Origin of the sequence: Cellulomonas humilata, assembly GCF_030814415.1 — a bacterium.
Lineage (GTDB): Bacteria > Actinomycetota > Actinomycetes > Actinomycetales > Cellulomonadaceae > Cellulomonas > Cellulomonas humilata_A.
Window position 1 is genome coordinate 62,190 of record NZ_JAUSVB010000001.1, and the last position, 22,201, is coordinate 84,390.

22 protein-coding genes and 1 tRNA gene are annotated in these 22,201 nt (G+C 72.6%); 12 read left to right on the forward strand and 11 right to left on the reverse strand.

Going from position 1 to position 22,201, the window contains the following annotated elements; all coding sequences use genetic code 11:
• Positions 1 to 31 precede the first annotated feature (31 nt).
• The 5 genes from J2X26_RS00275 to J2X26_RS00295 all read left to right on the forward strand — a co-directional run bounded on the left by J2X26_RS00275 (position 32) and on the right by J2X26_RS00295 (position 4,614).
• Positions 32 to 104 (forward strand) — tRNA-Arg (locus J2X26_RS00275).
• A 181-nt stretch (positions 105 to 285) separates the two neighbouring features.
• Positions 286 to 942 carry a TetR/AcrR family transcriptional regulator gene (locus tag J2X26_RS00280; RefSeq protein ID WP_307488795.1) on the forward strand — a complete coding sequence of 219 codons (657 nt, stop codon included), beginning with the start codon at positions 286 to 288 and terminating at the stop codon, positions 940 to 942.
• Positions 943 to 1,026: 84 nt separating this feature from the next.
• Entirely contained in the window at positions 1,027 to 1,950 is a 924-nt protein-coding gene (locus tag J2X26_RS00285) for an ABC transporter ATP-binding protein (RefSeq protein WP_307488796.1), read from the forward strand.
• Positions 1,947 to 3,596 carry an ABC transporter permease gene (locus tag J2X26_RS00290; protein WP_307488797.1) on the forward strand — a complete coding sequence of 550 codons (1,650 nt, stop codon included), beginning with the start codon at positions 1,947 to 1,949 and terminating at the stop codon, positions 3,594 to 3,596. The genes J2X26_RS00285 and J2X26_RS00290 overlap by 4 nt, the downstream gene beginning before the upstream one ends.
• 235 nt (positions 3,597 to 3,831) lie before the next feature.
• Positions 3,832 to 4,614 carry a DUF4118 domain-containing protein gene (locus J2X26_RS00295; RefSeq protein WP_307488798.1) on the forward strand — a complete coding sequence of 261 codons (783 nt, stop codon included), beginning with the start codon at positions 3,832 to 3,834 and terminating at the stop codon, positions 4,612 to 4,614.
• A gap of 75 nt (positions 4,615 to 4,689) precedes the next feature.
• On the opposite strand, the gene J2X26_RS00300 is transcribed toward J2X26_RS00295, so the two are convergent.
• Positions 4,690 to 5,094, reverse strand: coding sequence for a MerR family transcriptional regulator (locus tag J2X26_RS00300; protein WP_307488800.1), 405 nt, complete (start codon positions 5,092 to 5,094; stop codon positions 4,690 to 4,692).
• A 57-nt stretch (positions 5,095 to 5,151) separates the two neighbouring features.
• On the opposite strand from J2X26_RS00300, the gene J2X26_RS00305 reads away from it, so the two are divergent.
• From J2X26_RS00305 to J2X26_RS00325, 5 genes are all read left to right on the forward strand, one after another.
• Positions 5,152 to 6,396 (forward strand): MFS transporter, encoded by a 1,245-nt coding sequence (locus J2X26_RS00305; RefSeq protein ID WP_307488801.1) that lies wholly within the window; start codon positions 5,152 to 5,154, stop codon positions 6,394 to 6,396.
• Between the two features lie 48 nt (positions 6,397 to 6,444).
• Positions 6,445 to 7,668 (forward strand): MFS transporter, encoded by a 1,224-nt coding sequence (locus J2X26_RS00310; RefSeq protein WP_307488802.1) that lies wholly within the window; start codon positions 6,445 to 6,447, stop codon positions 7,666 to 7,668.
• Between the two features lie 80 nt (positions 7,669 to 7,748).
• Entirely contained in the window at positions 7,749 to 8,513 is a 765-nt protein-coding gene (locus J2X26_RS00315) for a MerR family transcriptional regulator (protein ID WP_307488803.1), read from the forward strand.
• Between the two features lie 66 nt (positions 8,514 to 8,579).
• Complete coding sequence (locus tag J2X26_RS00320) at positions 8,580 to 8,849, forward strand: hypothetical protein (protein ID WP_307488805.1); 270 nt, start codon at positions 8,580 to 8,582, stop codon at positions 8,847 to 8,849.
• A gap of 148 nt (positions 8,850 to 8,997) precedes the next feature.
• The gene (locus J2X26_RS00325) at positions 8,998 to 9,333 is read left to right on the forward strand and encodes a YnfA family protein (protein ID WP_307488806.1); all 336 of its coding nucleotides are present in this window, start codon (positions 8,998 to 9,000) and stop codon (positions 9,331 to 9,333) included.
• A gap of 18 nt (positions 9,334 to 9,351) precedes the next feature.
• Here J2X26_RS00325 and J2X26_RS00330 read toward each other — a convergent pair whose 3' ends face one another.
• The 9 genes from J2X26_RS00330 to J2X26_RS00365 all read right to left on the reverse strand — a co-directional run bounded on the left by J2X26_RS00330 (position 9,352) and on the right by J2X26_RS00365 (position 19,835).
• The gene (locus J2X26_RS00330) at positions 9,352 to 10,038 is read right to left on the reverse strand and encodes a response regulator (RefSeq protein WP_307488808.1); all 687 of its coding nucleotides are present in this window, start codon (positions 10,036 to 10,038) and stop codon (positions 9,352 to 9,354) included.
• Positions 10,038 to 12,560, reverse strand: coding sequence for a DUF4118 domain-containing protein (locus J2X26_RS00335; protein WP_307488810.1), 2,523 nt, complete (start codon positions 12,558 to 12,560; stop codon positions 10,038 to 10,040). Before J2X26_RS00335 ends, J2X26_RS00330 begins: the two co-directional genes overlap by 1 nt.
• Positions 12,557 to 13,198, reverse strand: a complete 642-nt coding sequence (gene kdpC, locus J2X26_RS00340) for a potassium-transporting ATPase subunit KdpC (RefSeq protein ID WP_307488811.1) — start codon at positions 13,196 to 13,198, stop codon at positions 12,557 to 12,559. The genes J2X26_RS00335 and kdpC overlap by 4 nt, the downstream gene beginning before the upstream one ends.
• Positions 13,198 to 15,291, reverse strand: a complete 2,094-nt coding sequence (kdpB, locus tag J2X26_RS00345) for a potassium-transporting ATPase subunit KdpB (RefSeq protein ID WP_307488813.1) — start codon at positions 15,289 to 15,291, stop codon at positions 13,198 to 13,200. The genes kdpC and kdpB overlap by 1 nt, the downstream gene beginning before the upstream one ends.
• Positions 15,288 to 16,952 carry a potassium-transporting ATPase subunit KdpA gene (kdpA, locus tag J2X26_RS00350; protein WP_307488815.1) on the reverse strand — a complete coding sequence of 555 codons (1,665 nt, stop codon included), beginning with the start codon at positions 16,950 to 16,952 and terminating at the stop codon, positions 15,288 to 15,290. The genes kdpB and kdpA overlap by 4 nt, the downstream gene beginning before the upstream one ends.
• Positions 16,949 to 17,041 carry a potassium-transporting ATPase subunit F gene (locus tag J2X26_RS21675; protein ID WP_175346430.1) on the reverse strand — a complete coding sequence of 31 codons (93 nt, stop codon included), beginning with the start codon at positions 17,039 to 17,041 and terminating at the stop codon, positions 16,949 to 16,951. The genes kdpA and J2X26_RS21675 overlap by 4 nt, the downstream gene beginning before the upstream one ends.
• A gap of 258 nt (positions 17,042 to 17,299) precedes the next feature.
• Positions 17,300 to 17,710: an arsenate-mycothiol transferase ArsC gene (locus tag J2X26_RS00355; protein WP_307488817.1), complete on the reverse strand. Its 411-nt coding sequence runs from the start codon at positions 17,708 to 17,710 to the stop codon at positions 17,300 to 17,302.
• Positions 17,707 to 19,086: an FAD-dependent oxidoreductase gene (locus J2X26_RS00360; RefSeq protein WP_307488819.1), complete on the reverse strand. Its 1,380-nt coding sequence runs from the start codon at positions 19,084 to 19,086 to the stop codon at positions 17,707 to 17,709. Before J2X26_RS00360 ends, J2X26_RS00355 begins: the two co-directional genes overlap by 4 nt.
• Positions 19,086 to 19,835: an aquaporin gene (locus tag J2X26_RS00365; RefSeq protein WP_307488821.1), complete on the reverse strand. Its 750-nt coding sequence runs from the start codon at positions 19,833 to 19,835 to the stop codon at positions 19,086 to 19,088. Before J2X26_RS00365 ends, J2X26_RS00360 begins: the two co-directional genes overlap by 1 nt.
• A 46-nt stretch (positions 19,836 to 19,881) precedes the next feature.
• On the opposite strand from J2X26_RS00365, the gene J2X26_RS00370 reads away from it, so the two are divergent.
• Positions 19,882 to 20,556 carry an arsenate reductase/protein-tyrosine-phosphatase family protein gene (locus J2X26_RS00370; protein ID WP_307488822.1) on the forward strand — a complete coding sequence of 225 codons (675 nt, stop codon included), beginning with the start codon at positions 19,882 to 19,884 and terminating at the stop codon, positions 20,554 to 20,556.
• A 22-nt stretch (positions 20,557 to 20,578) separates the two neighbouring features.
• Entirely contained in the window at positions 20,579 to 21,235 is a 657-nt protein-coding gene (locus J2X26_RS00375; RefSeq protein ID WP_307488824.1) for an arsenate reductase ArsC, read from the forward strand.
• 19 nt (positions 21,236 to 21,254) lie between these two features.
• On the opposite strand, the gene J2X26_RS00380 is transcribed toward J2X26_RS00375, so the two are convergent.
• Positions 21,255 to 22,178 (reverse strand): PfkB family carbohydrate kinase, encoded by a 924-nt coding sequence (locus tag J2X26_RS00380; protein ID WP_307488826.1) that lies wholly within the window; start codon positions 22,176 to 22,178, stop codon positions 21,255 to 21,257.
• Positions 22,179 to 22,201: the final 23 nt, after the last annotated feature.

Sequence of the window (22,201 nt, forward strand, 5' to 3'; positions counted from 1 at the left end):
TGCTCCGCATCGACCCCCGGGTCGGTGAGCGGCCCGCGTAGCTCAGTGGATAGAGCGTCTGCCTCCGGAGCAGAAGGTCGAAGGTTCGAGTCCTTTCGCGGGCACACACAAGACCACGGACGGCACCAGCCCGTCGTGTCCTCCCCGCCGCGTGATCTGCAGCGGCCGGCCAACCCTGTCCGCAGGCTCGAGCCGTTCCTCGCACCGACGCGCCCCCATCGTCCGAACGGGTCCACAGTCGACCATCCCTTGCTCGTCGCTGGTCACGTGTATAGCGTGTTGGTCATGCATACAGCCGCGTCGCGAGCGGTTCGGGCGTCCGACCTCACCGCGCGCGCCCGGATCCGGGACGCGGCCATCGCGTGCTTCGCCGACGAGGGCTTCGACGCCTCGTTCCGGACCATCGCTCAGCGTGCAGGCGTCTCTCCTGGGCTGATCACCCACCACTTCGGTTCGAAGACGGCGCTGCGCGCGGAGTGCGACGCCGAGGTGCTGCGCCACTACCAGGAGCTGAAGACCAGCAGCCTCGCCGATCCCAGCGCCTCTCTCCTGCAGAACCTCACCGGACCCAGCACGGCCGCTCCGCTGGTCGTGTACCTGCTACGCGCGATCCATGCCGGCGGGAAACCCGCACAAGAGTTCCTCGAGCACCTCATCGACGGCGTCCGGGAGGTCATGCGGGTGGGGGTCGAGACCGGCGTCGTGCGGCCGTCGCGCGACGAGGAGGCACGCCTGCGGTACCTCACCTACCAGACGATGGGCGCTCTGCTCATCCAGTTCCTCACGTCCCCGGGGGCGACGCCGGAGGAGTTCGTCACGTCGGCCCGGGACGGACAACGGGACCAGATCCTGCCCACGCTCGAGCTGTTCACGGAGGGCTTCCTCACCACCCGGCGGATGCTCGACGACTACCTCCTCTACGTCGGCGACCCGCCGCGGTAGCAGCAGGCGTCCCAGCCCGCCGAACCGAGAACGACACAGAGCGCTCGACCGACCCCTCCCCGGCAATGAATCGAAGGAACAGGCATGTCCAGCAACGCCATGGCCCTGCAGGTCGAGGGCCTCGAGAAGAGCTTCGGAACCGTGCACGCGCTTCGAGGGCTCGACCTGGCGGTCCCGACCGGCCAGGTGACCGGGTTCCTCGGACCGAACGGGTCCGGCAAGACGACGACGATCCGGATCCTGCTGGGCCTGCTCCGGTCCGACGGCGGACGGGCGAGCCTCCTCGGCGGTGACCCGTGGAGCGATGCCGTCGCCCTGCACCGGCGGATCGCCTACGTGCCTGGGGACGTCACGCTCTGGCCCAACCTGACCGGCGGCGAGGCGATCGACATCCTGTGCCGCCTGTCGGCGCCGCTCGACCCCGCGCGCAAGAGGGCGATGCTCGACAGGTTCGAGCTCGACCCGACCAAGAAGGCCCGCACGTACTCGAAGGGCAACAGGCAGAAGGTCGCCCTGGTCGCGGCCCTGGCCTCCGACGCGGAGCTGCTGCTGCTCGACGAGCCGACCAGTGGGCTCGACCCGCTCATGGAGGCGGCGTTCACCGAGTCGATCCGCGAGGTGAAGGCCGCCGGACGCTCCGTGCTGCTGTCCAGCCACATCTTCTCCGAGGTCGAGAAGCTCGCCGACCGGGTGACGATCATCCGCGACGGCGTGACGGTCGAGTCCGGCACGATCGCCGAGCTTCGGCACCTCACGCGCACGCAGGTGAGCACGGTGCTCGACGGTGGGGCCGACGGGCTCGCGACCCTCGCGGGCGTGCACGACCTGGCGGTCATCGACGGCCGAACGACGTTCGCGGTCGACGACGCCGAGCTGCCCACCGTGCTGGCCGCGGTCGCAGCCCTGCGCCCGCGTTCGCTCGAGGCCAACCCACCGTCGCTCGAGGCCCTGTTCCTGCGCCACTACGGCGACGAGCTGGCGGCGCTCTCCGGCGGGAGCCAGAGATGACTGCCACCGTCCGCGCCCCCGAGGTCGCGCCGGCCGCACCCCGACACGCCGCGGTCACGCTCGCCGGCACCGGACCGATGGTGCGGTTCGTCCTGCGCCGCAACCGTGTCCGGCTGGCCGTGTGGTTCGTCGTGCTCGTCGGGATGTTCGCCTACATCGCGACGTACTACAAGGAGCTGTTCCCGACCCAGACGTCGCTCGACGACTTCGCCGCGCTGTCCGACACCCCCGGCATCAAGGCGCTGACCGGCCTGTCGGCTGCGGCGGACACGCTCGGCGGGGCGGTCTGGACGAAGGGCTGGATGACCATCGCCCTGAGCCTGGCGATCGGGGTGGCGTTCCTCGTCACGCGCAACGGCCGGGCCGACGAGGAGGTCGGCCGCACGGAGCTGCTGCGCTCGCGGATGCTGGGCGTGCACGCGTACTCCGCAGCGTCCTGGGTGGTCCACGGTGTGCTCTGCGTCGCCGTCGGGCTCGGCATCGCCCTGCTCTCCGCGGCGAACGGGCTCGATCCCGCGGGAACCGGCGTCGCCGGGTCGTTCGTCCTCGGCGCCTCGGTCGTCGGCGTAGGCCTGTTCGGGCTCGGCGTCGGTGCGGTCGCCGGCCAGGTGGCGTCCACGTCACGCGGCGCGAACGCGCTGGCGTCGACCGTGATCATCGGCTTCTACGTCGTGCGGATGATCGGTGACCTCGGTAGCGGGGCGCTGACGTGGGCCTCCCCGATCGGCTGGGGCGAGTACATGCAGCCGTACGCCGGCAACCGGTGGTGGCCGTTCGCGCTGCTCCTCGTGCTCGCCGGCGCGCTGCTGGCCGTCGCCACCAGGATCGAGGCGACGCGGGACCATGGCGCCGGGCTGCGCCCGGAGCGACCGGGACCGGCCGACGCACCGGTGCGGCTCGCGTCGCCACTCGGGCTCGGTCTGCGCCTGCAGCGCGGTCCGATCGTCGGCTGGTCCATCGCGGTGGTGCTCGCCGCCCTGCTGTTCGGCTCGATCATCGACGCGATGACCGCCCTGCTCGACGACGCCGGCGGCGGTGCGGACGACCTGCTGCGAGGCTCTGGCGTCCAGGCGCTGCTCGCGCTGCTCGCGGGGATGATCGCGCTGGTCACCGCGATCTTCGCGACCCAGCAGGCCGTCTCCCTGCGCACCGAGGAGGCGAGCGGGCTCATCGAGCCACAGCTCGCCGGGGCAGTGTCCCGCACCGGCTGGACGCTGCAGCGGCTCCTCATACCCGTCGTCGGCTCGGCCGTGCTGCTGCTCGTCGGCGGTGGTCTGCTCGGCGCGGTCTACGGCTCGGTGGTCGGTGACTCGTCGCAGGCGGCGACGATGGCCGGGGCCGCGCTCGTGTACTGGCCCGCGGTCATGCTGCTGGTCGGGATCGCGGTGGCGCTCTTCGGCTGGCTGCCCCGCCTCGCCGTCCCCCTGACGTGGGGACTCCTGGCGGCCATGTGGTTCGCCGCGATGCTCGGCGACGTGTTCGGCCTGCCGCAGTGGCTCCTGGACGGGTTGCCCTTCTCGGCCGTGCCGTACCTGCCGCTCGAGCCGATGTCGTGGACCCCGGTCGTGGTCCTGACCCTCCTCGCCTGCGCGCTCGTCTGGACCGGGATCCACCGGTTCACCCGCCGCGACGTGCAGCAGGGGTGACGGCGGTCGCTCACGGTTCGACGAGGTCCGTTCCGGGCTGAGCCGCAGGGTGCTTGACGGAATCTTGACGGCTTCGGCCGAGGTCTTGACGCAACGTTGTCGGCCCGCGCGGCGTCGACGGCGTCATGCTCGAGGAACACCCGGCACGGGCACTCGAGCCGCCGCCCAGGCTCGATGATCGCGCGGTCGACACCGGCCGCCGACCGATCCCGGGCCACGCGCAAGAGGAGGAGTGATGGTGGACAGCCCGTCGTTCGTCCGGTTCCCTCGAAGGGTCCTGCTTGCCTACGCGGCGCTGGCACCACTGATCGTCGCGGCGACACTGCACGCGCTCGGGGACCGGGTGACGACCACCACGGCGGCCCTCGTCATGGTTCTCCTGGTGGTCGCCGCCGCCGCCACCGGCCTCCGTTCGGCGGGCATCCTCGCCGCTCTGTCCGCCGGCGCGTGGTTCGACTTCTTCCTCACCGAGCCCTACGGCAGCTTCAAGGTCACGAACAGCGACGACATCCAGGCGACGGTGCTGCTGCTGGTCGTCGGCTTCGCCGTCAGCGAGCTCGCGCTGTGGGGTCGCCGCCAGGAGGCGCGGGCGAGTCGCCGCGCCGGCTACCTCGACGGCGTGTTCGGCACCGCAGACATCGTCGCCCAGGTCGGGACCACGCCCGAGGCACTGATCGACCGCGTCCGGCGGCAGATCGTCGCGATACTCGAGATCGACGCGTGCCGGTTCGAGCCCAGCGGAACCGAGGGGCGCTCGACCACCCGCCTGAACCACGACGGCTCGGTCACGCAGCGCGGCGCCGAGGTCGACGTCGACCGTCATGGACTGCCGACCGACGACGTCATCGCGCTCGACGTGAGCCACCGCGGTGTCGTCCGGGGCCGTTTCGCACTCACAGCATCGACGCGAGTCGTCCGACCCACCGTCGAACAGCGCCGTGTCGTCGTGCTGCTCGCCGACCAGGTCGGCTCCGCCCTGGCCGCCGGTTCGCAGCCAAGTCGTGCCGGAGGCACGTGACCGGTCGGACTCCGGAGCACGGGTCCTGGACCTTTCCCTCGCTGATCGGGCTGATCGCAGGACCGCGACGAGCAGTCACGACCTCGTGGCCGGTGCCGCGACGGCGCCCTCCAGCACGGCGGTCGCGTGCTCGGTCCGCTGGAGGTAGTCGCACAGGGTGCGGCGGCTCTTGGTCAGGCAGGCGATCCGCTCGTCGAGCCCGGTCAGCTCCTCGGCGAGCATCTCGGCGACCTGTCGGGTGCACGACGCGGCGAGCTCGTCGGCCCGGGTGTCCTCGAGGTCGAGCAGCACCCTCGCCAGCCGGGTAGGAACACCGGCCCGGACCAGGCCGACGACCTGCTCGACACGGACGACGTCCTGCTCGTCGTACGTGCGGTACGTGTTCGTGGTGCGCGCCGGCGTGATGAGGCCCTGCTCCTCGTAGTACCGCAGCACCCGGGTGGAGACCCCGGTGCGGCGGGAGAGCTCACCGATCTTCACGACGATCCTCCGGTCCGCTTGACCTTCACACTGATGTCAAAGTTTAGCGTCGAAGACATGACCACCACCCCCGCCCTCACTCGCACCCGGCTGCCGTGGCCGAGCCTCGCGGTCCTCGGCGGTGCGACGTTCGTCATGGTCACCGGCGAGATGCTCCCCACGGCCGTCCTGCCGCAGATGAGCGCCGACCTCGGCGTCACGCAGGCGCGCACCGGACTGCTCGTCTCGCTGTGGGCCCTGACCGTGGTCGTCGCGACGTTCCCCCTGGTCCGGCTCACGCGCCGGTGGGACCGCCGCTCGGTCGTCGCCGGGGCGCTCGTCGTCTTCGCCGCCGCGTCCGCGCTCACCGCCGTCGCACCCACCTACGAGGCGGCCGTCGCCAGCCGGCTGCTCGGCGCCGCCGTGTGCGGGCTGCTGTGGGCGACCGTCAACGCGCACGTCGCCGACATCGTGCCGTCGCGCCACCTCGCCACGGGCGTCGCGGTGGTGCTCGGAGGGGCGACGCTCGGCACCGTCATCGGGGTGCCCCTCGCGAGCTTCGTCGCCCATGGCTGGGACTGGCGGGTGGCGTTCGGGTCGCTCGCCGTGCTCGGCGGCGTGGCGGCGGCGCTGGCGCGGGCGGTCGTGACGCGCGCCGTCGTGACCGGGTCCGCCGACGAGCGCGCCGCCGCCCCGGTCGGGCAGCTGCGACCGGTGCTCGTGGTCGCCGGCCTGGTCGGCCTCGTGCTCGTCGGGCACTTCGCGGCCTTCACGTTCGTCACCCGGCTCGTCGCCGACGCGTCCGCGGGGCTGCCCGGCGGCGTGAGCGGGGCGCTCCTGGTGTTCGGGGCGTCGTCGGCCCTCGGGCTCGCGCTCGTCGGCCGGGTGCGGGACGGCTGGACCGCGCCGGTGCTCGTCACCACGACGTTCCTCGTGGCGGTGTCGCTGCTCGCCCTGGTCGTGGTCGACGGCCGCCCGGCCGTCGGCATCGTCGTGCTCGTGGCGTGGGGCCTCACGTCCGGCACGCTCCCGCCGCTCGCCCAGACGCTCATCATGCGGATCGCCGGCCCCGAGCACCGTGGCACCGCCGGCGGCGTCATCCCGGTCGTCTTCAACCTCGGGATCGCGGTGGGGGCGGCTGTCGGCAGTCTCGTCGTCGAGCGGTCCGCACCGGCCGCCCTGCCGGTGCCCGCGGCGCTCGTCGTGGCCGTGGCGGCGGTCGGGCTGGTCCTCGCGACGCGGTCGAGCGCCGCGCCCGACGCCCCACCGGTAGCCGCGCGGGCGCTCGTCGAGCCCGCGACTCCGGCGCCGTGCCCGTCCTGACCGCCCAGACACCCGGCGCCGCTGTCGGCCGCCGGTAACGTCCTGGGCGTGAGCGAGTCGTCCTCAGCACGTCGCCCCTTGCCCGTCCGGGCGATCGCTCCGCTCTACCTCGCGGGGTTCACCACCGCGTTCGGGGCGCACGGCCTCGCAGCCGCCCTGGGGACCCAGACCGACGACGTCGGGCTGACTCTGCTGGCGTTCGGCGCGCTCCTCGCGCTCTACGACCTCGCCGAGGTCATCCTCAAACCCGTCTTCGGGGCCCTGAGCGACCGGATCGGCGTCAAGCCCGTCATCGTGGGGGGACTCCTCGCGTTCGCGATCGTCTCGCTGCTCGGAGCAGTGCTCACGGCACCGGCGATGCTCGCTGTGGCCCGGCTCGGTCAGGGCGCCGCCGCGTCGGCGTTCTCCCCGGCATCGTCGTCGGCGGTCGCGCGGGTGGCCGGGCCTGCCGCCGCGGGGCGGTCGTTCGGCCGGTACGGCGCGTGGAAGAGCCTCGGGTACGCGATCGGTCCGCTGCTCGGCGCAGGGCTCCTGGTCCTCGGCGGACTGCAGGCGCTGTTCATCGCGCTGGCGGTGCTGGCGACCGGCGCGACGGTCTGGGCCGCGGTCGCGGTGCCGAACCTCCCCGTCCTGCCGCGGCAGCGCTCCACGGTCGCGGACCTCGCGCGCGAGCTGGCGGTCCCGTCGTTCCTGGTCCCGACGGCCGTGCTCGCGGCGAGCACCGCGGCGCTCGGGGTCGCGGTGGGCTTCCTCCCCCTGCTCGGCACCACCCTCGGGCTCGGGACGGCCGCCAGCATGGGGGTGGTGACCGTCCTCGCGCTCGCGTCGACCGCCGTGCAGCCGCTGGTGGGCCGCCTGCGTGACGACGGCCGGATCGACACCCGGCGCTGGGCGCCCGCCGGCCTGGTCGCCGTGGCGGTCGGGGTCCTCCTCGTCGCGGCGGCACCGCACCCGGTCACCATCTACGCAGCCGCTCTCCTGGTCGGTCTGGGAATCGGGGTCGCCACACCCCTCGCGTTCGCCCACCTGGCGGCGACGACACCCCCGGAGCGCATGGGCCGCACGATGGGTACCGCTGAGCTGGGCCGGGAGATCGGTGACGCGGGTGGTCCGCTGCTGGTCGGCGCGGTCGCCGTCGCGGCGAGCCTGCCCGTGGCGCTCGGCGTCTTGGCAGCGGTCACCGCCGGTACCGCAGCCGTGAGCGCCACCGCCCTTCGCCCCGCCCCTGCGGCAGATCCCACGGTCGAAGGCGCATCTCAGCCACAGACGTAGACCCGGCGACGACCCGGTGTCCACCGACGTCGCCGCTGCCTCTTGACCTTCGAGTCGGGTCGAAGGTTTACGGTCACCACATGACCTACCGCATCGCCGAAGCAGCGAACGTCGTCGGGGTGCCGAGGACCACCCTGCGCTACTACGAGGACATCGGTCTGATGCCCGCGCCGGGGCGCAGGCCCAACGGGTACCGGGTGTACGACGAGAGCGATCTCGCCCGGCTGCGCTTCATCACCGCGGCCAAGAACCTCGGGATCCCGCTCGCCGACGTCAAGGCCCTGGCCGCTGCCTACGACGTCGAGGACTGCACGAGCGTGGCGCACCAGGTGGTGGAGATGGTCGCGGTGCGACTGGCCGAGACGCAGACCCGGATCGGTGAGCTCGTCGCGCTCGCCGCTCAGCTGCAGGACGTCTCGGGCCGCCTGGCCGCCGCCCCGACCGCCGGAGCATGCGGTGCCGACTGCCCGTGCACCACCGTGACGATCGAGCCGACGAGCCCGCGGCGGACGTTCGTCCCGCTCACTCTCACGCCACTGACGGCCGACAACGAGGCGATCGCCTGCACGCTGCGGCCGGACGCCGTCCCGGACCAGGTCTCCGACTGGCAGGAGCTGGTCGCGCGCGCCGTCGACCGCCGGACCATCGACGGCGGCGTCTCACTGGTCTTCCCGGCCGAGGGAGACCTGGCGGCGCAGATCGCTCGCCTGGCCGCAGCCGAGCAGGACTGCTGCACCTTCTTCACCTTCACCGTCCGCCTGACCCCCGGCCAGATCCGACTCGACGTGCAGGCACCCGCCGACGCCGCCGAGATCGTCGCCGCGATGTTCGGCGCACCCGTCTGACCCCACCCGCACGACACCGTGCCGCCGGTCGGCGACACGGCCGTACCCGACCCTGGAGCCGACCACATGACCGCCACCAGCACCACCGCCACGACCACCGCCAAGGGCGGCCTCGCCCTCCTGGGTGTGGTGGTGGCCTGCGCCGTCGCCTGCTCGCTTCCGCTGCTCGCCGGCGCCGGCGTGCTCGCCTCGGTCGCAGCCTTCACGACGGGGTTCGGGTGGGTCGCCGTCGCACTGCTCGTGCTGGCCGGAGCGGCCGCCACGACGTGGTGGGTCCGCCGCCGTCGTCAGCAGGCGGCCGCGGCGTCCTGCGAGTGCGGTGGTGGCTGCGGTTGATGATCCGAGCCGGTGCGACCCACCACGGCCGGGAGAGCACACCTGACAACGTCGCCGTCCACCGCGGTGGCAGGGCAGACCGGTTCGCCGCCGGTCTGCCCCTGGCAGAGTGCCGCGTCGGCGGCCTGAGCAGGCAGACTCGCTGCCCATGACCCTCCTGCGCTCCGTCGCCCTGTTCGCGCTGGCCGCGGTCGCGGAGATCGGGGGCGCCTGGCTCATCTGGCAAGGCGTCCGAGAGCACCGCGGCGTCCTGTGGATCGGTGCCGGGGTTCTCGCTCTGGGCGCCTACGGGTTCGTCGCCACCCTGCAGCCCGACGCCAGCTTCGGCCGTATCCTCGCCGCGTACGGCGGCATCTTCGTCGCCGGGTCCCTCGCCTGGGGAGTGCTCGTCGACAAGTTCCAGCCCGACCGCTGGGACATCATCGGCGCCGCGATCTGCCTGCTCGGGGTCTCCGTGATCATGTACGCGCCCCGGGGGTCCTGAGCGCGCGGTCCGGGCCGATCACGTCTCGAAGATGTATCCCATGCCCGGCTGCGTGATGATGTGCCGCGGGTGGGCCGGGTCCTCCTCGAGCTTGCGGCGCAGCAGGGCCGAGTACACGCGCAGGTAGTGGGTCTCGTCGGAGTACCCCGGGCCCCAGACCTCCTGGAGCAGCTGGACGCGGCCGACGAGCCGGCCGCGGTTGCGGACCAGGACCTCGAGCATCGACCACTCCGTCGGGCTCAGCCGGACCTCGACCCCGTCCCGGAGCACGCGCCGGCGGGCGAGGTCGACGGTCAGCGACCCCGCGGTGACGACCGCGTCGTCGGTGTCGGACGGGACGGACGCCCGCCGGACCGCCGCACGCAGGCGGGCGAGCAGCTCGTTCATGGCGAACGGCTTGGTCACGTAGTCGTCGGCCCCGGCGTCGAGGGCGTCGACCTTGTCCTCCCCGTGCTGCCGGGCCGACAGGACCACGATCGGCACGTGGCTCCACCCGCGGATCGCGGTGATGACGTCGAGCCCGCTCATGTCCGGCAGGCCGAGGTCGAGCAGCACGACGTCGGGGGTGTGCGCCGCCGCCGCCGAGATCGCCGAGGCGCCGTCGCCGGCGGTCGTGACGTCCCAGCCGGTGGCGCGCAGCGTGATCGACAGGGCGTGCGCGAGCCCGGGCTCGTCGTCGACCACCAGGATCCTGTTGCCGGCCATCAGGCTGCCGTCTCCGCGAGCGGGACCGTCACCAGCATCGTCAGACCGCCGCCCGGGGTGTCCTCGACGCTCAGCTCGGCGCCGACGGCGGTCGCGAGCCCGTCGGCGACGGCCAGACCGAGCCCGAGGCCGGTGCCGCTGGTGTCTCCCAGCCGCTGGAAGGCGGCGAACATGTGCTCCTTGACGTCGTCGGGGACGCCGGGTCCGTCGTCGACCACCCGGACGACGACGTCGTTGCCGACTACCACCGACCCCACGACCACAGGGCTGCCGGCCTTCGCGTGCCGCACGGCGTTGGAGACGAGGTTGGCGACGACGCGCTCCAGGAGGCCCGGGTCGGTGTGCACGAGCGGCAGGTCGTCCGGGACGTCAAGCACGACGGCGCCCGGCGGGTAGCCCTCGACCGCGAACGGCACGATCTCGTCGAGACTCGTCGCCCGCAGCACGGGTCGGACGCTACCGGTCTGCAGCCGGGACAGGTCGAGCAGGTTGTCGATGAGCCGCTCCAGGCGCGCGGTGGACTCCTCCAGCGTCCCGACGAGGGCCGTGCGGTCGGCGTCGTCGAGGTCGAGGTCCGTGGACGTCAGGCCGTCCACGGAGGCGCGGATGGTCGCGAGCGGCGTGCGCAGGTCGTGCGAGACGGCGGCCAGCAGAGCGGTGCGGGTGGCGTCCGCCTGACCGAGGATGCGTGCCTGCTCGGCCTGGGCGCGCAGGCGCTCCTGCTCGAGCACGATCCCGACCTGCGACGCGAAGGCCTCCAGCACCCGGCGGTCGCTCGCGGGGAGCACCCGGCCCGTGAGCGCGAGCACCCGCTCGTCGTCGACCACGAGCACCGCCTGGGCGGCCTCAGGGTCCAGCGCGGGGGCGACGCCGTCCGTCGCCAGGACCTCCCACCCGCTGCCGCTCTTGGCGAGCAGCGAGACCGCTTCGAGCGTGAACGTCTCGCGCAGCCGGGCGACCAGCGCGGCCGCGGTGTCCTCGCCCGACAGGACCGACCGGGAGATCGCGGCGAGGGCGGACGCCTCGGCGCGGGCGCGGAACGCCTCGGTCGTCCTCCGGGCTGCCAGGTCCACCACCGAGGCGACACCGGCCGCGACCAGCAGGAACACCCCCAGCGCGAGTGCGTTCTCGGGCTCGGCGATGGTGAGCTTCCCGGTGGGGAGCGTGAAGAACCAGTTGAGCAGCAGGAAGCCGACGACCGCGCTGACGATGGCGGGCCAGAGTCCGCCGACGAGCGCGACCAGGACGGTGAGCGCGAGGAAGAGCATGAGGTCGGTGGGCAGGCTGACGAGCTCGCCCATCGCCGAGAGCAGGAGCGTGAGCAGGACGGGCCCGAGCAGGGCGACCACCCAGCCGGCGGTCCGCCGCGGCCCGGACAACGCGGAGCCGCGGCCGGTCCGGCGGCTGCCGGCCCGAGCCCGCTCGTGGGTCACCAGGTGGACGTCGATCATGCCGGCGAGGCGCGCGATCTCGGTCCCGTTGCTCTCCCGGACGGCCTCCTTCCAGCGACTGCGCCGGGACACACCGACGACGATCATCGTGGCGTTCACCCCGCGCGCGAAGTCCACGACGGCGCTCGGGACGTCCTCCCCCACGACCGTGTGGAACGTCCCGCCGAGCGACTCGACCAGAGCGCGCTGCTCCGCGATGCGCGCGGGCGGGGCGCTCGGCAGCCCGTCGGTGGCCAGCACGTGCACAGCCAGGAGCTCCGAGCCCGCCGCGCGCTGGGCGATCCGCGCCCCGCGCCGCAGGAGCGTGTCCCCCTCCGGCCCTCCCGTGACGGCCACGACGACGCGCTCGCGGGCCGGCCACGGCGACTCGATCCGGTGGTCGCGCCGGTACGTGGTCAGCGCGTCGTCCACCCGGTCCGCCAGCCACAGCAGCGCCAGCTCGCGCAGCGCCGTGAGGTTGCCGACACGGAAGTACTGCGTCAGGGACGCGTCGATCTGCTCGGCCCGGTAGACGTTGCCGTGCGCGAGCCGTCGGCGCAGGGCCTCGGGCGCGAGGTCGACGAGCTGGATCTGGTCCGCGTCGCGCACGACGTGGTCCGGCACGGTCTCGCGCTGCTTGACGCCCGTGATCGCCTCGACGTCGTCGTTCAGAGACTCCAGGTGCTGCACGTTCACGGTCGTGACCACGTCGATCCCGGCCGCGAGGAGGTCGTGCACGTCCTGCCACCGCTTGGCGTGCACGCTGCCGGGCACGTTGGTGTGCGCGAGCTCGTCGATCATCACCACCTGCGGCGCCCGGGCGAGCACCGCGGGCACGTCCAGCTCCGTGAACTCGCTCCCGCGATGGGTCAGGACCTGGCGCGGCAGGACCTCCAGCCCTTCGAGCAGTGCCGCCGTCGCCAGCCTGCCGTGGTCCTCGACGAAGCCGACCACCACGTCCGTCCCGCGGGACAGGCGGCGGTGGGCCTCGTCGAGCATCGCGTACGTCTTCCCGACGCCGGGGGCGGCGCCGAGGTAGACGGTCAGCCGGCCACGGCGCGGGCCGGCGCCGCCCTCGTCGGGTCGGATCATGTGCCCATTGTCTGCAGTGCGAGGTTCAGGCGGAGCACGTTCACCCGAGGCTCGCCGAGCACGCCGAGATCGCGACCGACGGTGGCGTCCTCGACGAGTGCGCGAACCTCGTCCTGCGAGAGCCCCCGCTCCCGCGCGACACGAGCGACCTGGAGCTCCGCGTACTCCGGCGAGATGTCCGGGTCGAGCCCGGATCCCGACGCCGTCAGGGCGTCGACGGGGACGTCCTGCGGCTCGACGCCCTCCGCGTCCGCCACCGCGGTCCGTCGCTCCACGACGGTGGCCAGGAGGTCCTCGTTGAGCGGGCCCAGGTTCGACCCGGCGGACGCGAGGGTGTCGTAGCCGTCGCCGGCGGCCGACGGACGCGGGTGGAACCACTCCGGGCCGTCGAAGCCCTGGCCGATCAGCAGCGAGCCCACGGCGTCGTCGCGCGACGTCACGCGCTCCCCCGTCGACGAGACGAGCGACCCGTTCGCCTGCCACGGGAACGCGACCTGCGCGATGCCGGTGACCGCGAGGGGGTAGACGAACCCGAGCAGGACCGTGAGCACGAGCAGCACGCGCAGGCCTGCCCACGTCTGGCGCGCGAACGCGACCGTGTCGGAGCCGGACGAATAGTGCTGGCGTGTGATCGTCATCAGGACATCCCCAGGGCAGTGACGAGCAGGTCGATGAGCTTGATCCCGAGGAACGGGGCGATGACGCCGCCGAGCCCGTAGACCAGGAGGTTGCGGCGCAGCAGGGCGCTGGCCGACGACGGCGTGTACCGCACGCCGCGCAGGGCCAGCGGGAGCAGCGCCACGATGATCAGCGCGTTGAAGATGACGGCCGAGAGGATGGCCGACTGCGGGCTGGTCAGGGACATGACGTTGAGCACGCCCAGCTGCGGGAACGCGACGACGAACATCGCGGGCAGGATCGCGAAGTACTTGGCGACGTCGTTCGCCACCGAGAACGTCGTCAGTGCCCCGCGCGTGATGAGCAGCTGCTTGCCGATCTCGACGATCTCCAGCAGCTTGGTGGGGTTCGAGTCGAGGTCGACCATGTTGCCGGCCTCCTTCGCGGCGGTCGTCCCGGTGTTCATCGCGACGCCGACGTCCGCCTGGGCGAGCGCCGGGGCGTCGTTCGTGCCGTCACCGGCCATCGCGACGAGCCGACCGCCCTCCTGCTCACGGCGGATCAGGGCGAGCTTGTCCTCGGGGGTCGCCTCGGCGAGCACGTCGTCCACGCCCGCCTCGAGCCCGATCGCCCTGGCCGTCAGCGGGTTGTCGCCGGTGACCATGACGGTCCGGATGCCCATCGCCCGCAGCGCGTCGAACCGCTCGCGCATGCCCTCCTTCACGACGTCCTTGAGGTGGATGACCCCGAGGACGCGCGCCGGGTCGTCGTCGAGCTGTTCTGCGACGACCAGCGGGGTACCGCCCGACGCGGAGATCGCGTCGACGGTCGCCGCGACGTCGTCGCCCGCGTGGCCGCCCGTGGACCGGACCCAGTGGGTGACCGCGGCCGCAGCGCCCTTGCGGACCGACCGCGCGGGTCGGTCTGCCGCGGCGGGCAGGTCGACGCCGCTCATCCGGGTCCGCGCCTGGAACGGCACCAGCTCGGCGCCGACGAGGTCACCCTCGGGCCGCTCGCGGAGCCCGAACCGCTCCTTGACCAGCACCAGCACCGAGCGCCCCTCCGGCGTCTCGTCGGCCATCGACGACAGCTGGGCGGCGTCCGCGAGGAGCGCCGGGTCGATCCCGGCGGCGGGGATGAGGTCCGCGGCCTGCCGGTTGCCGAGCGTGATGGTGCCGGTCTTGTCGAGCAGCAGCACGTCCACGTCGCCCGCGGCCTCGACCGCGCGACCGGACATCGCGAGCACGTTGCGGCGGACCAGGCGGTCCATGCCCGCGATGCCGATCGCGGACAGCAAGGCGCCGATGGTGGTCGGGATGAGGCAGACCAGGAGCGCGACCAGCACGATCAGGGTCTGCGGCGCGCCCGAGTACACCGCGAACGGCTGCAGCGTGACGACCGCCAGCAGGAACACGATCGTCAGCGTGGTGAGCAGGACGTTGAGCGCGACCTCGTTCGGTGTCTTCTGCCGCTCCGAGCCCTCGACCAGCGCGATCATGCGGTCGACGAAGGTGTGGCCGGCCGGCGCGGTGATCCGCACGACGATCCGGTCCGACAGGACGACCGTGCCGCCGGTGACCGCGGACCGGTCCCCGCCGGACTCCCGGATGACCGGTGCCGACTCGCCCGTGATCGCGGACTCGTCGACGCTCGCGACACCCTCGATCACGTCGCCGTCACCGGGGATGGTCTCCCCCGCGACGACGACCACGACGTCGCCGACCTGCAGCGACGACGAGGGCACCTCGGCGGTGCTGGATCCCACGACCTTGCGGGCAGTCGTCTCCCGCTGCGTGGCCCGCAGGCTGGCCGCCTGTGCCTTGCCACGCCCCTCAGCCACGGACTCCGCGAGCGTCGCGAACACGACGGTGAGCCACAGCCAGACGGTGATCGACCAGGCGAACGCGCTCGGCTCGGCGACCGCGAGCACCGTGGTGAACGCGGCACCGACCTCGACGACGAACATGACCGGCGAGTCCCAGAGCCTGCGCGGGTCGAGCCCGCGCAGTGCGCCGGGAAGAGCGGCGGCGAGCTGTCGCGGGGACAGGGCCGTCGGAGCCGCGGCCACCTTGTGCGGGGTGACCGGCGGATTCTCGAGAAGGGTGGTGCTCATGACAGGGACTCCACGACGGGACCGAGGGACAGGACAGGGACGAACGTGAGGCCGACGACCACGAGGGTCACAGTCACCAGGAGGCCGACGAACAACGGCGTGTGGGTCGGCAGCGTGCCGGCGCCCTCGGGCACCTTGCGCTGGCTGGCGAACCGGCCGGCCAGGGCCAGCACGAGCGCGATCGGCACGAACCTGCCGACCAGCATCGCGAGGCCCAGCAGCGTGTTGTAGAACGGCGTGCCCACGGTCAAGCCCGCGAACGCGGAGCCGTTGTTGTTCCCGGCGGACGCGAAGGCGTAGACGATCTCCGAGAGCCCGTGCGGACCGCCCTGCAGCTGCCCGGCCAGGCCCGCGGGCACCGAGACGGCGATCGCGGAGCCGATGAGCACGACCGCGGGCATCGTCAGCACGTACAGCGCGACGAGCGTGATCTCCTGGCGGCCGATCTTCTTGCCCAGGTACTCGGGCGTGCGCCCGACCATGAGTCCGGCCAGGAACACCGCGACGATGATCAGCACGACCATCCCGTAGAGCCCGCTGCCGACGCCGCCCGGCGACACCTCCCCGAGCAGCATCCCGACGAGGGCGACACCGCCGCCCTGCGCGGTCAGCGAGTCGTGCATCGAGTTGACGGCACCGGTCGAGGTCATCGTCGTCGAGGCGGCGAACAGCGCCGACGCGGCCTCGCCGAAGCGGAGCTCCTTGCCCTCCATCGCGCCCCCGGCAGCCGCAGGCACCAGGCCGGGCCCGGCCAGCTCGGCCCAGGTGAGCAGGCCGACGGCAGCGATCCACAGGGTCGACATCGCGGCGAGGATCGCCCAGCCCTGCCGGCGGTCGCCGACCATCCGGCCGAACGTGCGGGGCAGGCTGAACGGGATGAGCAGCAGCAGGACGACCTCGAGGGCGTTGGTCCACGGGGTCGGGTTCTCGAACGGGTGCGCGGAGTTGGCGTTGAAGAAGCCGCCGCCGTTGGTCCCGAGCTCCTTGATGGCCTCCTGGGAGGCGACCGGCCCGCCGAGCACGGACTGCGTGCCGCCGGCCAGCGTCCCGATCTCGGTGTGGGCACTGAGGTTCTGGATCACGCCGCCGGCAATGAGCACGAGGGCGGCGACGAACGCGAGCGGCAGCAGCACCCGCACGGTCACCCGGACGAGGTCCGCCCAGAAGTTGCCGACGCGGGAGTCGGTCCCGTGCCGCGCGAACCCACGGGTCAGCGCCGCGACGACGGAGATGCCGACCGCGGCGGACACGAAGTTCTGCACCGCGAGCCCGGCCATCTGGAACAGGTGGCCGGCGGCCGCCTCACCCGAGTACCACTGCCAGTTCGTGTTGGTGACGAACGAGACCGCGGTGTTCCACGCGCCCGCCGGGTCGAGCGGGGACATCCCGATGTCGAGCGGGAGCCTGTCCTGGAGCCGGCCGAGGCCGAACAGGACCAGGACGGACGCCAGCGAGAAGCCGAGCAGGGACAGCAGATAGGTGCTCCACCTCTGCTCGGCGTCGGGGTCGACCCGCATGACGCGGTACCCGACCCGCTCCACGGCGAGGTGCCTGGGCGAGGTCAGGACCCGGAAGATGTAGTCACCGAGGGGTCGGTGCGCGGCGGCGAGGACCAGGACGACGATCCCGATCTGGCCGATCGCGGTCCACGTGGCGCTCATCGGACCTTGTCCGAGCGCAGCAGCTGGACCACCAGGTACACGAGGAGCGCACCGGCCACGACCAGGCCGGTGATGTCCAGGCCGCTCATGATCGGTCCGCCCGGCGGGCGAGCAGCGCGACGGTGGCGAAGAAGGCCACGGTCAGCGCGAGGAAGGCCAGGTCGGCCATGGGTCTCACAGCGCTTTCGACGACGGTCGGCGGCGCCTTCTCGGAGCCGCCGACGGCCCTCTCACCAGGGCCGCAACCGCAGGTCTACGCCCGCATCAGGGCGCAGACGGGTGGTGTTGACGGAACCTTGACGCCTCCACCCGAAGTTTTGCCGGAACCTTGTCGGGCGGCCCGGCGGCTACCCGGCCGTGGCCGTCCGGTGCGGCTCGGACTGCCGTCGCAGCAGGTCCGCCACGAGGCCGTCGATGTGGTCGCGGAGGGGCCGGACACCGTCGACGTCCCACGCCGCCGGGTCGGGCAGCGGCCAGGTCTCGACCCGGGGGTGGGCGGGGAGGTCGAGGCCGGGCTTGAGCGCGATGACGACGTCGGCCTCGGCGGCGATCTCGGCGGTCAGCCGTCGCGGGACCTCGGCACTCCGGTCGATGCCGACCTCGGCGAGCGAGGCGAGGACGGTCGCGCTGACGGCGTCCTCGGGCTCGGTGCCTGCGGAGATGATGACGACGTCGCCGCCGGCACGTGCGGCGGCCAGGCCGGCGGCGAGCTGGGAGCGTCCGGCGTTGTGGACGCAGACGAACAGGATCGTCGTCATGTGAGGTCTCCGGCGTGGTGCACCCAGTCCTGGGTGGCGATCTGGATGGCGTCCCAGGGCGAGCCGAGGGGCGGGGTGTAGGACAGGTCGAGCTGGCTGATCGAGTCGACGGACATCTCGTGGAACAACGCGGTGGCGAAGGTGTCGACCCGCTTTGCTACCTGCGTGGTCAGGGAGCCCACGAGCTGCGCCCCGAGCAGTCGCCCGGTGCTGGTGTCTCCGGTGACCCGCAGGGTGATGGGCTGGGCGCCCGGGTAGTAGCGCTTGTGGTCGTCCGCGCGGGTCTGCGTGGTGAGCGTGGAGTACGCGGTGGCCGTCGCGTCCGTGTCGCGGAGCCCGGTGCGTGCAACGACGAGGTCGAAGACCTTGACCACCTGGGTCCCGAGGCTGCCGGCGAAACGCGTGGAGCCGCCGATGGCGTTCTGGCCGGCGACCCGTCCCTGCTTGTGGGCGGTGGTGCCCAGCGGAAGGTAGGTGCGGCCGAGCAGGCGGTGGTGCGTGACGACGCAGTCGCCCGCTGCCCACACAGCGTCGAGGCCCGTGCGCATGGACTGGTCGACGTCGACGGCGCCGGCCGGGCCGGTGGTCGCGCCTGCGCGCAGCAGCAGGTCGGTGTCGGGCCGGACACCGACGACGACGAGGACCAGGTCGACGTCCCAGCCGACCGGCGTGCCGTCAGGTTCGTGGGCGTCGACGTGCAAGCCACCGCCGGGTCGGGCGGTCAGACCGGTGACCGTGGTGCCGGTGTGGACGTCGACGCCGTGGCGTTCGAGCTCCTCGCGGACGAGTGCCCCGAGCTCGGGGTCGACGGTGGGCAGGACCTGCGGGAGCCGTTCCACCTGGGTGACGTGGATGCCGCGTGCGGTCAGGCCCTCGGCCATCTCGAGCCCGACGTACCCGGCCCCGATGATCAGTGCCGTCGCAGGTTCGCGCCGGTCCAGCGTGCGCTCGAGGTCGAGGGTGTCCCCCATCGTGTGCAGCAGATGAACCCCCTGCTCGGGACCGAGGCGGTCCAGGCCGTCGATCGGCGGGCGGACGGGGACAGCGCCGGTGCCGACGACGAGCGCGTCGTAGTCGAGCCAGTCGGCCGCCCCGTCGTGCACGATCCGGAGCCGGTGCCCGCTGACATCGATGTCGGTGGCGAACGTCTCCAGGCGCAGCCGCATCCCCGTGGCTTCGAGGTCGTCCCGGGTGCGGCGTGCGAGGTCTCGCCAGTCGGGGACCTCCCGCGAGACGAAGTACGGGATGCCGCAGATCGAGTAGTTCGGGAACGCGTCCGCGACGACCACGGTGACGTCCGTCGTGTCGTCGAGCTCGCGTGCACGCAGCGCGGCGCTGATGCCGGCGTCGGAGCCGCCGACCACGACGAGTCGCATCAGATCACGCCCACGGGCTGGTGGACGGTCGCCGCCGCCGGTCCGGTCCGCGCTCGTCGGCTCGGGTAGAACGCGACGACGGCGCCGAGCCCGATCGCGGCGCCGACGACCTGCGCGGCGAGGAACGGCGGCACCGAGGCCGGGGCGATGCCGGCGAACGTGTCGGTGAACATCCGCCCGACCGTCACGGCGGGGTTGGCGAACGACGTCGAGGACGTGAACCAGTACGCCGCGCCGATCCACGCCGCGACGGCGGCGGGAACGAGTGCGGACCGCTCGCTGCGCACGAGGGCGAAGATCACCAGGACGAGTCCGGACGTGGCGACGATCTCCCCGATCAGCACCCCCGTACCGGTGCGGTCGGTCGTCGCGATCGCCGGAGAGACGTCGAACATGGCGTTCGCCAGCACCGCTCCCGCGATGCCGCCGGCGAGCTGCGCCGCGGCGTAGGCCGCGACCTCGAGCGATGGTCGGGCTTGGTCGGTCCCGCGGGCCAGGAGTCGTTCGGCGACGGTCACGACCGGGTTGAGATGGGCGCCTGAGACGGGGCCGAGCACGACGATCAGGACGACCAGGCCGAACACGGTCGCCAGGGAGTTCGCCAGCAGCTGCAGCCCCACGTCTGTGGTGAGTCGCTGTGCCATCACCCCGGAGCCCACCACGACGGCGACGAGAAGCGCGGTGCCGACGAGCTCCGCAGCCAGGCGTCGTGGCAGGGGCAAGGGCTCGGTTGCTGATGCTCGGGTCACGGCGGCATCTTGACCTGAGCACAGTCACTCAGTCAATATTGACTCAATGAACATTGAGTGGCAGGCGGAGATCGAACGGCGTGCTGCCCTGCACGCCGTGCTCGCCGACCCCGGTCGCCTCGCGGTCGTCGAGCTGCTCGCACTGGGCGACCGATCGCCGTCCGAGCTGTCGGCAGAGCTCGGGATGCCCTCCAACCTGGTCGCGCACCACGTGGGAGTCCTGCTCGAGCACGGCCTGGTCACCCGACGACGGTCCGAGGGCGACCGTCGCCGGACCTACGTCCACCTGGCACCCGACGCGGCCGTCGTGCCGGCGGGCTGGATGATGCCGCGACCCGACCGCGTGCTGTTCGTGTGCACCGCCAACTCGGCTCGGTCCCACCTCGCCGTTGCCCTGTGGCACCGCACGAGCCGCCTGCGCGCCGCGTCCGCCGGGACGCATCCCGCCTCGTCGGTGGCCCCCGGTGCGGTCGCAGCAGCAGCACGGCACGACCTGTCGCTCGAGGACGCCACCCCTCGGTTGCTCGACGACGTCCGCCGAGACGGCGACCTCGTCGTCACGGTGTGCGACAACGCCCACGAAGAGATCGGCCCCCTTGCAGACCTGCACTGGTCCGTCCCAGATCCGGTCCCGGCCGGCGACGACGCCGCGTTCGACGCCGCCTTCGACGAGATCGCCCGCAGGGTCCAGGACCTTGCCCCTCGTGTCGCCCACGCCTGAACGTGTCGAAGGAGACGACGCCATGGCCCCGCACGATCACCCGGATCTCAGCATCGACCAGCGCCACGCGCTCCTGACGGCCGCCACCCGGCTCTCGACGGAGTTCGCCGGCGTCTTCGGCGTCGAGACCATCGACCGCTTCCTGACGTCCTCCTACGACCAGTTCGCCGGTCGCGCGAGGATCCCCCACTACCTGCCGTTGCTCGCCGAGCGGTTCGCCCGGCAGCGCCTGCATGCCCTGGCCAAGGTCGAAGGCAAGTCCCTCGACGGGCGTCCCGTCGTCGTGTTCCTCTGCGTCCACAACGCCGGGCGGTCGCAGATGGCGCTCGGCTTCCTGCAGCACCACGCCGGCGAGGCCGCGGTCGGCTGGTCCGGCGGCTCGCAACCAGGCGACGCCATCGAGCTCGGCGCCGTCGCCGCGATGGCCGAGCGCGGCATCGACATCACGAGCGAGTACCCCAAACCGTGGACCGACGAGGTCGTGCGCGCCGCCGACGTCGTCATCACCATGGGCTGCGGAGACGCCTGCCCGATCTTCCCCGGCAAGCGATACGAGGAGTGGGAGCTCGACGACCCGGCCGAGCTCGACCTGACCGGCGTCCGAACGGTGCGCGACGACATCGAGCGACGGGTGCTACGACTTCTGGACTCGCTCGGCGTCGCCGCCGCAGGGAAGTAGGTCACCCTGTCCTGATCGCTCAGGCGCTGGTCGGGGCGAGCGCGAGCTCCGCCGCGGTCGGCGGCACCGCCCCGAGCCTCGCGATGGTCAGGGCCGCGGCACGCACGGAGCGGACCAGCACCTGCTCCACCACCGGGGCGCCCGACCGCAGCCAGCGCATGCTCACGTCCGCGTCCCAGCTCAGGGCCGTGTCGATGAGGCTCGACATGAAGGCGTCACCGGCACCGCCCACCTCGTCCGCGTACAGGACCGGCACGGCGGGCACGTCGACGATGCCGCGCGCGGTGACGGCCGTCGCGCCGCGTGCGCCGCGGGTCAGGACGACGAGGTCGGGACCGCGAGCCACCCAGTCGCGCAGCACGTCGACCGCTGGGACGTCCGGGTGGAGGAAGGCCAGGTCGGCCTCGCTCGTCTTGACGATCCCGGCGAGCTGCACGAAGTCGTCGGTCCGACGGACCGCCACTTCCCGCGACACGACGAGGGCTGGCTCGACCTTGGCGTCGAACGTGATGAGGGACCGGCCGTGCGCCTGCTCGACGAGGTCCAGGACCGTGCTCGCGCCCGGCTCGAGGTACGCCGCGAACGACCCGGCATGGACGCACCGGGCGTCGAAGGTCCCGGGGTCGGGCGAGGGCGCCCAGTGGACCCGGAAGTCGCGCGCCGCCGAGCCGTCGATCCGCACGACCGCCCGCTGGACGGACGAGGCGACCGGCCCGAACGACGACCCGGAGAGCTGCACGCCCTCGTCGGTCAGGTACGCCGCGATCTCGTCGCCACGTTCGTCCGGCCCGAGCGCCGTGTGCAGCACGACGTCCCGCCCCAGCCGGGCGAGGCCCACGGCGATGTTCGCGGCGCTCCCGCCCACGCGCTCGCGGATGGTCATGCCGTCGTCGAGGAGGTCCGTCAGGGCCTCGCCGACCACCAGCACGTCATGTGGTCTCATCTGTTCCTCGATCCGGGGGCTCT